This window comes from Nonomuraea solani (assembly GCF_900108335.1).
Classification (GTDB): domain Bacteria; phylum Actinomycetota; class Actinomycetes; order Streptosporangiales; family Streptosporangiaceae; genus Nonomuraea; species Nonomuraea solani.
Map to the genome: position 1 here is coordinate 460,398 of NZ_FNVT01000001.1, position 11,764 is coordinate 472,161.

Below are 11,764 nucleotides of genomic sequence, written 5' to 3' on the forward strand. Positions count from 1 at the left end.
CATGCACAAGGACAATTACGCCGTCGCCGTGCCCTTCTACGACCTCTGGCACGAGGACGGTCACGTTCCGGTCGTGCGCGGGCTGCTGCCGCCGCTCCTCAAGGACGTGCGGCGAAGCGTCATCGAGATCGGCGCGGGCACCGGGCTGATCACCCAGCTCATCGCCCGCGAGACCCCCGCCGAGATCTACGCGCTCGAACCGTCGCTGGGCATGCGCTCGGTGCTGATCTCCCGGCTGGCGGCCGACCCCGAGACGCTGCGCCGCGTGACCGTCCTGCCCTGCGGGGCCCTGGACGTCGAGGTGGACGAGCCGGTCGAGGCCATCGTGATGATCTCGGTGCTGCAGAACTTCGGCGCCGACGAGCGGGCCGAGCTCTGGCGGGTGCTGGCCAGGCAACTGGAGCCGGGCGGGCGGCTGGTGTTCAACTGGCGCGAACGCACCGCGCCCGAGCCCGGCGAGCTGGAGGTCATGGGTTCCTACCCGGTCGGCAGGCACGTGTACGAGGTCGCCGGGCAGGTGCTCGACGTCGCGGGCGAGAGCGTCACCTCGCGGTTCGTCTACCGGGTCAAGCAGCACGGCGTGGTGATCAGCGAGGACGAGACGATCTCCACCAACCACTGGCCGGCGGGGGAGACCCTGCGGGCCGAGCTCCGGAAGGCGGGGTTCACGCCCGGCGAGGCTCCCGACGGGATGGAGGTCTGGCACGTCGCCGGCCCACTTGGGTCGTGACGGCGGGCCACCGGTGAGCCGGAGGAGCGTTCCCCTGGACAGGGCCCGGCCACGTGCGGTGGGCGGGCCCTGCCGGGCGAAGCCGTATCAGACGGTCTGGAACTCGTAGAGGGCGTCGGTGAGCTGGCCGATCGCCCACAGCAGGTCGTCCTCCGAGACGACGATCGGCGGCGCCAGCCGGATCGTCGAGCCGTGCGTGTCCTTGGCCAGCACCCCCCGCTTCATCAGCGCCTTCGACACCTCGCGCCCCGTCGCCAGCTCCGGGTCGATGTCGATGCCCGCCCACAGCCCGCGCCCGCGCACCTCCACCACGCCCCTGCCGATCAGCTCGCGCAGCCGCGTGTGCAGCACCTCGCCCAGCTTGGCGGCCCTGGCCTGGTAGTCGCCCGTGTTCAGCAGCTCGATCACCGCGTTCGCGACCGCGCACGCCAGCGGGTTGCCGCCGAACGTGGACCCGTGCTGGCCCGGGTGGATGACGCCGAGCACGTCGCGGTTCGCGGCGATGGCCGAGACCGGCACGACCCCGCCGCCGAGCGCCTTGCCCAGCACGTACATGTCCGGCACGACCCCCTCGTGGTCGCACGCGAACGTGTGCCCCGTGCGCCCGAGCCCCGACTGGATCTCGTCGGCGATCATCAGGACGCCCTCGGCCGAGCACAGCGCCCGTACGTCGCTCAGGTAGCCGTCCGCCGGCACCAGCACCCCGGCCTCGCCCTGGATCGGCTCGACCAGCACCGCCACCGTGTTCGCGTCGATGGCCTGCCTGATCGCCTCCACCGAGCCGTACGGGACCAGCCGGAAGCCCGGCGTGTACGGGCCGAAGTTGTCGTGCGCCTCCGGATCGGTGGAGAAGCTGACGATCGTGGTGGTACGGCCGTGGAAGTTGCCCTCCATCACGATGATGTTGGCCTGGCCCGGTTCGACGCCCTTGACCTCGTAGCCCCACTTGCGCGCCACCTTGATGGCGGTCTCGACGGCCTCGGCGCCGGTGTTCATGGGCAGGATCATGTCCTTGCCCGTGAGGTCGCCGAGCCCGGCGCAGAAGCGCGCGAACTGGTCGTGGTAGAAGGCGCGGCTGGTCAGGGTCAGCCGTTCGAGCTGCTCCTTCGCCGCCTCGATGATCTTCGGGTGGCCGTGGCCGAAGTTGAGCGAGGAATAGCCGGACAGGCAGTCGAGATATCGCCTGCCGTCCACGTCGGTGACCCAGGCGCCGTGCGCCTCATGGATCACGACGGGCAGCGGATGGTAGTTGTGCGCGCTGCGGCGCTCGCTCACTTCGATCAGCTCTGCGCTGGTGGTCATGTCAGTTCTCCCCCCTGATCTCCAGTGTGCAGCACTTGGGGCCCCCGCCTGCTTTACGCAGCTCCGACAGGTCGATCGGGATCACTTCGTACCCGCGCCGCTTGAGCTCCAGTTGAAGGTTCGAGGCCTCGGCGTTGATGACCACGTTCGTGCCGTCGCTGACCGCGTTGAGCCCGAGCACCTCGGCGTCCTCGGCGGTCGCCACCACGGCGTCGGGGAACATGCGCCGCAGCACCGTGAGGCTGCCCGGTGAGAAGGCGTCCGGGTAGTAGGCGACGTTGTGCCCGTCGAGCGGGAACAGCGCCGTGTCGAGGTGGTAGAAGCGCGGATCCACCAGCTTGAGCGAGATCACGGGACGGCCCAGGTATTCCTGCGCCTCCTGGTGGGCGACCACGTCCGTGCGGAAGCCGGTGCCCGCCAGGATGACGTCGTCGAGGGTGAGGAAGTCGCCCTCGCCCTCGTTGACGTGCTCCGCCTCGGCCGCCGGGTAGCCGCGCTCGGTGAACCAGCGCAGGTAGGCGGGCCCCTCGGCGGCACGCTGCGGGTAGGCGAACCGGGCGCCGTAGACGCGCCCGCCCACGACCAGCGCGCCGTTCGCGGCGAACACCATGTCGGGCAGCCCGTCGATCGGGTCGATGAGGCTCACCCGATGCCCGAGCTCCTCGTACGCCGACTTCAGGCACTCCCACTGCCGGACCGCCACGTCGCGGTCGGCGCCGGCCTCGGGATGCATCCACGGGTTGATCGCGTACTCGACCGTGAAATAGTCCGGGCGGCACATCAGGAAGTGTTTGGGCATGCAGCGACTCCATGGTCTTTACCTGGGAAAACCCCGTTCAATGGGGACGCAGCCATGCTAAGAACGCATGGTTATGCAAGCCAAGCGGATCGCATTGCGTGTCCGCGCGGGTGTGTTGCGTCTTTGAGCCTCCGGGGCCCGATCGGTTGCGCGATTACGGCACAGCGGTGCCAGGAGGTGTGTCCACGAGTCTTGACAGGACGATCGAGCTCTTGGTTCGCACCACGAACGACTGCGACGCGATCCGCTCGATCACCCGCTCCACATGCCGTACGTCCGTGGCCCTGATGTGCAGCAGCGCGTCCGCCTCGCCCGTGATCGTGGCGGCCCCCACGACCTCGGGGAACTTGGCCACGGCCACCGCGATGTCCGACGGCTTGGTCTTGCCCTGGCAGAACAGCTCGACATAGGCCTCGGTCGTCCAGCCGAGCGCCTGCGGCGCCACCCTCGCGCTGAACCCGGTGATCGCCCCGCTGTCGCGCAACCGATCCACCCGCCGCTTGACCGCCGACGCGCTCAGCCCCACCTGCTGGCCGATGTCCGCGTAGGTCGCGCGGGCGTCTTCGACGAGCGCCGCGATGATGTCACGATCGAGCCGGTCCAGTTCCACGCGCCCTGTATACAGCCTGGCCAGGCTGGCGCGCGACGAGCGCCGCGCGGGAGACTGGGCGGCAACCATGACCGGAAGGTATCCGCAACAATGAGCACCGCAAGCTTCCCCGAAGGCTTCGTGTGGGGAGTTTCGACATCGGCTTTCCAGATCGAGGGCGCCACGTCCGCCGACGGGCGCGGGCCGTCCATTTGGGACACCTTTTCCGCCGACCGCGCCGAGGCGTGCGACCATTACCACCGATATCCCGAAGACGTGCGGCTGATGAAGGACCTGGGAATGGCCGCCTACCGGTTCTCGGTGAGCTGGGGGCGGGTCTTCCCCGAGGGGCGCGGAAAGCCCAACCAGGCCGGGCTCGACTTTTACGACCGGCTGGTGGACGAGGTGCTCGGCGCGGGCATCACCCCCTACGCGACTCTTTATCACTGGGACCTGCCACAGGCGCTCGAAGACCTCGGCGGCTGGCCCTCCCGTGACACGGCCTACCATTTCGCCGACTACGCGGCGGCCCTGCACGAGAAACTCGGCGACCGGGTGGACACGTGGTTCACGCTGAACGAGCCGTGGGTGGCCGCGTTCCTCGGCTACGGTTCCGGCATTCACGCGCCGGGCCGCACGTCGGCCTCCGACGCCTTCAAGAGCGCGCACCACATGCTGCTCGCGCACGGCCTGGCCACCCGCGCCCTGCGCTCGGCGGGCGCCCGGCAGGTCGGCACCGTGCTCAACATCTCGCCCGTCCTGACGCCCGCCCAGGTCAGCGACTTCACCAGGGAGTTGTCCGACGAGGACGCGGAGGTCGTGGCCAGGATCGACGCCCTGGCCAACCGGCAGTTCCTGGAGCCCATGCTGCGCGGCGCCTACCCGGCCGAACTGCTGCCGATCATCGAGCGCTCCGCCGGTCTCGGCCACGTCCATGACGGCGACCTGGAGATCATCGCGCAGCCTCTCGACCTGCTCGGCGTCAATTACTACACCCCACTGGTCGTCCAGGCCCAGCCGAGCGAGCCCGCCGACCCCGCCTTTCCCGGCAGCGAGGGCGTGCTGTTCTGCACCATTCCCACGGCGGTCACCGCGATGGGCTGGCCGATCGTTCCCGACTGCCTTTCCCTGCTGCTGCGCCGCCTTTCCCGCGAATATCCCGATCTCGATCTGCTGATCACCGAGAACGGCGCCGACTTCGTGGACGTGGTGACCGGAAACGGCATTCACGACACCGACCGGATCAGTTTCATCGAGGAGCATCTGCGGGCCCTGCGCGCGGCCGTCGCCGATGGTGCACGGGTGCGCGGATATCTCGTCTGGACCCTGCTCGACAATCTCGAATGGACGGACGGCTACCAGCGCAAGTTCGGCATCGTGCACGTCGATTTCGCCACCCAGCGGCGGCGGCTCAAGGACAGCGCGCTCTGGTACCGCGACGTCATCCGCCGCAACGGCCTGGCCGAGACCCGCCGCAAGCGGCCCACCCTGGAAACGGTGGCCGCCCGCTCAGGGGTGTCCAGGGCCACGGTGTCGCGCGTGGTCAACGGCGAGTCGTCGGTGAGCCAGGAGGTCAGGGCCGCCGTCCTGCGGGCCGTCAGCGAGCTCGGCTACGTGCCGAACGCCGCCGCCCGCAGCCTGGTCACCCAGCGGACCAACGCCATCGCCCTGGTCCTGTCCGTGCCCCGCCAGGGCGGCGACGCGCTGACGGCCGCCGTGGTCCAGTACGTCACCAGCCTGCTGGAGGGCGCGGGCAAGCAGATCACGCTCATGCTCGCCGACACGGCCGAGAGCCATCGGCGCATCGTCCAGCACGTGGAGTCCCGGCTGGCCGACGGGGTCGTGCTGCTGCCGCCCGACCGGGCCGACACCCTGACCGAGCGGCTGTCGCGGACCGGGGTGCCGCTGGTGCTGCTGGGCAAGCCGGCGATCGCCTCGATGGTCCCGTACGTGGACGTCGACCACACCGGCGGCGCGGCGGCGGCCACCCAGCACCTGCTCGCGCTCGGCCGCCGCCGCATCGGCATGATCTGCGGCCCCATGGACCTGGTCGCCGTCCAGGACCGCCTGGCCGGCCACCGCACCGCGCTTCAGCGGGCCGGCCTGCGGCCGCACCTGGCCATCGCCGACGACCTCACCCGCGCGTCGGGCGCGGCGGCCGCCCGGCGGCTGCTCGGCGACGATCCCGCGCTGGACGCCGTCTTCGCCGCCACCGACCAGCTCGCGATCGGGGCGCTGCAGGCGGCGCGGGAGACGGGCCGGCGGGTGCCCGAGGACCTGGCGGTCGTGGGCTTCGACGACGTCGACGCCGCCTCGGCCACCACTCCGGGGCTCACCACGGTCCGCGTACCGGTCGCCGACCAGGCCCTCGCGCTGGCCCGGCTGCTGCTCTCGCGCCTGGAGGGCCGCCACACCACCTCGGTCGTGCTGCCGGCCCGGCTGGTGGTCAGGGAGTCGGCCTAGAGCTGCCGTTCGAACAGGCGGGGAAAGACCTTGGAGACCTTGGACAGCAGGTACTGCCCGTAGGTGCCGGTGAAGTCCACCTGGCCGTCCCAGCGGTGTCCTGGGGCGTAGGGGAGGGGCGGCACCTCGCTGTCCCATCCAGGGTCGAAGAAGAAGGGGAAGCTGAGGCGCTCGTTGCCGCTGCGGTTGCGTACGCGGTGGGGCGTGGAGCGGTACTGGCCGCCGGTGAGCTTGTCGAGCATGTCGCCGATGTTGCACACGAACGTGCCGTCGAGCGGCGGGGCCTCGATCCAGCCGCCGGCCGTCCGTACCTGGAGACCGCTGTTGGCGTCCTGGAGGAGCAGGGTGAGCAGGCCGTAGTCGGTGTGCTCGCCCACGCCCCAGGTTTCGGGGTCGTCGGGTGGGGACGGCGGATAGTGAAATATCCGGAAAAGGATGGTCGGATCGGCCGTGTAGCCCGTACGGAAGTAGTCCTCGTCCAGCCCCAGGCTCAGCGCGATCCCCGCCATGACCGCCTGCCCCAGCTCCGTCATCGCCCGGAGATAGGCCAGCACCGCCTCCCGCAGCTCGGGCACCTGTGCCGGGAACAGGTTCGGGCCGTGCAGCGGCAGCGGGCCCGGCGGCTCCTCGGCGCCGAAATAGACGCCCTCCTTCAGGTCCGGCCGCCCCGAGGTCAGCTCGCCGCCGACCGGGAAGAACCCCCGCCAGGCCCGGCCGCCCCGCTCCATGGCGATCTCGTTCTTGACCGGCTCGGGCAGCTCGAAGAAGCGCCTGCTCGCCGCGTCGAGTCGCTCGATGAGCGCGGGCGGCACGCCGTGGCCGGTGACATAGAAGAAGCCGCTCTCCCGGCAGGCCGCCCCGATCCGCTCCGCGACGTCCCGCTTCCCTGTCCTGTTGGTGAGAAGAGGTGACACATCAATCACCGGCAATTCGCTCACTCGCACCATTGTTCCCCATTTCGCCCGCATAACCGTGGCTTTCCGGCGCCGCGAATTAGCATCAGAAGCAGGACCCGCTGGGGAGGCCAGATGCGTTTCGTTCGCCTCAATCGCCCGAAGCAGACCCCGCCCGCCGATCCCGGCGACGAGATCACCCGCATCGCGCCCGTCTTCGCCTACGACGGCGACCTCTACCACCTGCCCGACTGGGCGCAGCGCCGCCGCGCGGAACGCGAGCTCGGCCGCGCTCACGCCGCCGACGGCCAGATCGACACGCTCACCCTCCAGACCGGCGCCGTGCCCCGCTTCCACGAGCTGGAGGACGAGCGGCTGGAGGAACTGGCCACCATCGAGGACCGTACCGAGCGGGAGGTCCAGCAGGCCCGCGCCGAGTTCGAGGCCCAGAAGATCCGGCTGGCGGAGTCGCAGCGCGCCTTCGGTGAGGCCCGCAAGGCGCTCGACGACAGCCAGCAGCGGGTGACGGAGCTGGAGCAGCCCAGCAGGCGCCCCGGCGACGGCCGGCCCAGCTCCATCGCCATCTCGGGCAGCCACTGGCCGGTCATCCGCCGCTGGCTCCCCGCCGCCCTGCTCCTGCTGCTGCTCCTGATCGTCGAGGTGCCGATCCTCTACCAGGTCATCCTGAGCTGGGGCGACAGCATCGCGATGACCGCCCTCCTCGCCTCGGGAGCCGCCCTGATCATGCTGGTGGCACCGCACATGTACGGCCGGGCGTTCCGGTCCTGGCAGGAGCACGGCAGCTCCGCCAAGGGCCGCTGGCTGCTCATCGGCGTGGCGCTCACCTGGCTGGGCCTCATCGTCGCCGTCGCCGTCCTCCGGCGCGACGCCCTGGTCAAGCCCCTGGTGGTGGACGGCCAGGAGATCGGCCCCACCTCGGACGGGGTGGGCCAACTGCCCACCATGATCCTCCTGCTGGCCCTCCTGGTGGCCACCGCCCTCATCGCCGCCGACCTGGGCCGCAGGATGCACAACCCCAACGACCGCCGCCTGCGCGAACTGCGCGCCAAACGCGACGCCGAGCTCCGGGCCTGTGCCACCGCTCAGGCCGACTACCAGCGGGACGCGGGTTACGCGGAGAGCGTCGCCCAGTACCTCCAGGCCGTGGACCGCCGCCGCGCCAGCCGGCTCCGGCAACTGGACAGCGGATTCGACGGGCTGGCCACGGCGTACCTCGGGGGCGTGGTGGAGGGGCTGCGAGACCCGGAGGCGGCGAGCTGGGCCGAACGCATCGTCCTCCGCCGCCGCACCACCCGCTCCTGACCCTCCCGATCACCCCTGGCCCTTCCGCCCCTATCGGCCCCAGCCTCCGGGCCACCCAGTGGCCGGGCCCCGGGCGGGTGGTGGCCGCCCGGGGGCCGGAGGGTCAGGAGGTCGCGAAGGTGAACCAGTTGACGTTGACGAAGTCGGCCGGTTGGCCGCTGCTGAAGGTCAGATAGACCGTGTGGGTTCCGGTAACCCCGGAGATGTTGGCCGGCACCGTACGCCAGCTCTGCCACCCACCCGTGTTCCCGAGCGCGAAGTCACCCACCGGCGTGGCGGTCGGGCTGTCGAGCCGGACCTGCACCAGCCCGCTCACCCCGGCCCCCGCCCCCGAGGCCACCCGCGCCCTGAACTGGGTGGCGGCCGTCGAGCCGAAGTTGACCCCGTCGAAGCGCAGCCAGTCGCCGTTGGCGATGGCACCGATGTTCTGGCCGCCGCCCGAGTCGGTGGTCGTCTCGGTGATGGTGCCCGACTGCGCCTGGTACGACTCCGCCTGGATCGTGGACCGGGCGTCCACGCCGCCCGGCGGCTGCGTCGGGGTGGTGGTGCCGCTCTGCCACACCGCCACGTAGTCCACCATCATCGGCCGCCCCGGTACGGTCGCCGCCGTCGGTGTCTGGCCGCCGAGCGCGTTGGGGAACGCCCCGCCCATGGCCACGTTCAGCAGCAGGAAGTAGCCGGCGTGGCCGGTCATGTTGGACCAGGTCGTCGCGTCGAACTGCGACTGGGTGACGCTGTGGAACTGCTGGCCGTCCACGTACCACCGGAGCTGGTTCGGGCTCACGCTACGGTCCCATTCGAACCGGTAGGTGTGGTACGCCGACTGGCAGGTCGACCCCGGGCACGCGCGGTTGGCGCCGAGGCCGGTGGTCTCGTTGCACGGCCCGCCCGGGTTCACGCCGCAGTGCAGGACGGCCCAGACGGAGTTGATCCCGTTGACGTTCTCCATGATGTCGAACTCGCCGATCGCCGGCCAGTTCCAGTAGTTCCCCCGGTACGGCGCCCCGAGCGCCCAGAACGCCGGCCAGTAGCCGAGGGCGGCGTCGCCGGTCACGTTCGGCATCTGGATGCGGCTCTCGATGCGCAGGACGCGCCCGTCGGCGGGCTTGAAGTCGGCGCGCCGGGTCTCGATGCGGGCCGAGGTCCACTCGCCGGAGGAGCTGCGCAGTGGCGTGATGCGCAGGTTGCCCGAACCGTCCAGGCTGAGGTTGGAGGTGCTGGAGGTGTAGTTCTGGATCTCCCCGGTGCCCCAGTTGGCCGGGCCGCCCGGGTACGCGTGTCCGGTGTCGATGATCCAGTTGTTCGACGAGGGCAGGGTGTTCGCGTTGCCGTTGAAGTCGTCGGACCAGACCAGCGACCAGCCCGACGGGGTGGGCGGGACGGTGGCCGAGGCACTGACGGCCACCTTGACGAGCAGGCCGCTGAGTGCCGCGAGCACCACGGCCACGGCCGCCAGGCGACGTCTGTGCCTGTTTGCTGTTGTCATCATCGCTCCATTTGGGGGGTGCGGAGGCGCAGGAGAGAGCGCTCTCTGAGGCGATGTGAACACAGCGTTTACTTCCTGTCAACATCGCACACAGAGGTGAGTGAGAGCGCTCTCTACAGCAGATCCGCCGTGCTCGCTCCCGCCGCCTCGAACGCCTCCTTCCAGAAGCCTTCGAGCTGCGGGAACCGGTCCGGGCTCGACGTCTTCTCCCGCAGGAAGCCGTGCACGGTCACCGCGTACCCGGTCAGATCGGGCAGCAGCCGCGCGTCCCGCAGCTCCTGGATCTTCTGGCGGCGCGCGCTCTCGCTCAGGTCGAGCTTGTTGATGTTCAGGTCGCCCCGGTTGTTGATCAGGTCGCTGAATACGATGATCTGATGCGCCTTGTCCGGCTGCCGATGGGCGGCGATCTGCTTGACCACGTACCGGAGAGCGCCCAGCACGTCCGACCCCTCACCCTCGGTCGGGCAGTCGAACAGCTTCACCGCCCTCGGCACCACCTCCGTGATGCGGTGCTTCCTGATGCGGTCCTCGACGACGGGGTTGGCGTTGGGGTTCTCGGCCTGGGTGGCGGCGATGGGCAGCGGGTCCTGGCGGCAGGTGCTGCTCTCCGAACTGCCGGTGACGGCGGCGAAGGCCATCCAGTCGCAGTTCTGGGCGAAGGCGGGGAGCTTGGAGGTGACGTCGTTCCTGGAGGTGGCGGGGTCGGCGTAGCTGGTGGAGTCCACGATCACGCCACAGACGCCCTTGGCCTCGGTGCCACACGCGACCAGCCCGGACGCCACCAGCAGCAACGCCCCTAACGCACTGAGACGTCGAGAACGACGCCAGCCCACGCCGGGGTGCCGGAACCGCCCCTCGTCCGCGCTGGGGCGCTGGGAGCGACCCCCTTCGTCGTCGCCGCTCCTCACCTCAGTCATCATCCTTCGCCCCCTGCGCGCTCTCTTGAGGAGTTGCCCCGGCGTCCTCGGTGTCCGCCGTGTCCGAGGTGCCGGTCGCCGGTGGGGGGAGTTCGGCGCGGGACGGGCCGGGGAGCGCCCTCGGCAGGACCTCCGCGTGCCACACCTCGATGCGGTCCTCCACCTCGCGCAGGATCCGCCCGATCTCCTCCCGCCCCGAGATCGCCGTCGAGGTCCCGCCAGTGGCGTCCATCGCGATGACCTCGCCCTTCCACAGGGCCGGGACCTCCTCCTTACGCGGATGGGCCCGCAGCACGCCGCTCTTGTAGGCGGCGACGAGCTGCTCGGCCCTGGCGTGCACGGCCTCCACCTCGTGGTCGCGCTCGATCAGCGCGCTCTCCCACTCCTGCGTCAGGTGCTCGATCCGGGCCCTGGCCCGCTGCATGCCGGCGTTCGACTCCTCGACCACGACCCGCCGCCGCGCCTCCGCCCGCCGCGCCCGTGCCTCCGCGATCGAAATGAACGGGTCCATAACGGGCGGGGGAGAAACGCCGTCATCGGGCGGTACGGGGGCCTGACCGTTGGTGAGGGGCGGTGAGCCGGAACTCGTGAGGGGCGGCGATCCGGAACTCGCGTGGGGCGGTGAGCCGGGACGGGCGCCGCCCGTGGGGGCCGGCGGGTCAGAGCTCGCTTGGCCCGGTGTGTGGGGGCTCGTATGGGGCGGTGGGCCGGGGCTCGTGTAAGGCGGTGGGCTGGTGTGAGGCTGGGGGTCGGGGCGGGTGTCGCTTCTGGCCAGTTCCCGCAGGATCACCTCCCGCTCCCCGAGCGCCCGCTCCAGCAGCGCCGTACGCGTCGCGGCCAGCCGCCGGTCCACCTCGGTGACCTGCTCACGGGCCAGGGCCCGGATCTCGGTGACGTACGAGGGCTGGAACTCCGGATCTGTGAACTCGCCCAAAGGATGCCGGCGCGCGTCCCGCATCCCCCGCCGGCGCGCCTCCTCCCGTTCGGCCAGCGGATCTCCCCGCTTGAACAGCCGCGACAAGAACGCCATCCGCGTCTCCTGGCTCCGGCCGGACCGGCACCCGGCCCTAGGGTCCTGATCCCCAGACTAAGCGGTCAATTCCCACGATGGCGGCGATGTCACCTGTATCGGCTCGACCACGCTCCCGGCCCACGTCACGCCCGTTACGGCGGCGCGCCACCGAAGGGTCAGAGGCCGTCTCCCTGGAAGGTCGTCAGCCCGGTACGGCTCGGGCGGTCCGGTGGCACCGCGTACAGAAACA

At 70.5% G+C, this 11,764-nt stretch carries 10 protein-coding genes; 3 read left to right on the forward strand and 7 right to left on the reverse strand.

Going from position 1 to position 11,764, the window contains the following annotated elements:
* The first annotated feature begins 1 nt into the window (after position 1).
* The gene (locus C4V41_RS02135) at positions 2-730 is read left to right on the forward strand and encodes a class I SAM-dependent methyltransferase (RefSeq protein ID WP_103953995.1); all 729 of its coding nucleotides are present in this window, start codon (positions 2-4) and stop codon (positions 728-730) included.
* A gap of 87 nt (positions 731-817) precedes the next feature.
* Here the strand turns inward: C4V41_RS02135 and rocD are convergent, their stop codons facing one another.
* From rocD to C4V41_RS02150, 3 genes are all read right to left on the reverse strand, one after another.
* The gene (gene rocD / locus C4V41_RS02140) at positions 818-2,032 is read right to left on the reverse strand and encodes an ornithine--oxo-acid transaminase (protein WP_103953996.1); all 1,215 of its coding nucleotides are present in this window, start codon (positions 2,030-2,032) and stop codon (positions 818-820) included.
* Position 2,033: 1 nt separating this feature from the next.
* Complete coding sequence (gene ddaH / locus C4V41_RS02145; RefSeq protein ID WP_103953997.1) at positions 2,034-2,831, reverse strand: dimethylargininase; 798 nt, start codon at positions 2,829-2,831, stop codon at positions 2,034-2,036.
* A 154-nt stretch (positions 2,832-2,985) separates the two neighbouring features.
* The gene (locus tag C4V41_RS02150; protein ID WP_103953998.1) at positions 2,986-3,441 is read right to left on the reverse strand and encodes an Lrp/AsnC family transcriptional regulator; all 456 of its coding nucleotides are present in this window, start codon (positions 3,439-3,441) and stop codon (positions 2,986-2,988) included.
* A 90-nt stretch (positions 3,442-3,531) separates the two neighbouring features.
* On the opposite strand from C4V41_RS02150, the gene C4V41_RS65760 reads away from it, so the two are divergent.
* Positions 3,532-5,883: a GH1 family beta-glucosidase gene (locus tag C4V41_RS65760; RefSeq protein ID WP_103953999.1), complete on the forward strand. Its 2,352-nt coding sequence runs from the start codon at positions 3,532-3,534 to the stop codon at positions 5,881-5,883.
* Here the strand turns inward: C4V41_RS65760 and C4V41_RS02160 are convergent.
* The gene (locus tag C4V41_RS02160; protein WP_200823687.1) at positions 5,880-6,821 is read right to left on the reverse strand and encodes an isopenicillin N synthase family dioxygenase; all 942 of its coding nucleotides are present in this window, start codon (positions 6,819-6,821) and stop codon (positions 5,880-5,882) included. The two genes, C4V41_RS65760 and C4V41_RS02160, sit on opposite strands and share 4 nt — an antisense overlap.
* 90 nt (positions 6,822-6,911) lie before the next feature.
* Here C4V41_RS02160 and C4V41_RS02165 point away from each other — a divergent pair, with 90 nt between their 5' ends.
* Positions 6,912-8,099: a hypothetical protein gene (locus C4V41_RS02165; protein WP_103954001.1), complete on the forward strand. Its 1,188-nt coding sequence runs from the start codon at positions 6,912-6,914 to the stop codon at positions 8,097-8,099.
* A gap of 103 nt (positions 8,100-8,202) precedes the next feature.
* Here C4V41_RS02165 and C4V41_RS65765 read toward each other — a convergent pair whose 3' ends face one another.
* The 3 genes from C4V41_RS65765 to C4V41_RS02180 form a co-directional block, all read right to left on the reverse strand.
* On the reverse strand, positions 8,203-9,588 hold the full coding sequence (locus tag C4V41_RS65765; RefSeq protein WP_327535608.1) for a glycoside hydrolase family 16 protein: 1,386 nt from the start codon (positions 9,586-9,588) through the stop codon (positions 8,203-8,205).
* Between the two features lie 110 nt (positions 9,589-9,698).
* Positions 9,699-10,505 carry a hypothetical protein gene (locus C4V41_RS02175; protein ID WP_146103494.1) on the reverse strand — a complete coding sequence of 269 codons (807 nt, stop codon included), beginning with the start codon at positions 10,503-10,505 and terminating at the stop codon, positions 9,699-9,701.
* Entirely contained in the window at positions 10,495-11,532 is a 1,038-nt protein-coding gene (locus C4V41_RS02180; RefSeq protein ID WP_103954004.1) for a hypothetical protein, read from the reverse strand. The genes C4V41_RS02175 and C4V41_RS02180 overlap by 11 nt, the downstream gene beginning before the upstream one ends.
* Positions 11,533-11,764: the final 232 nt, after the last annotated feature.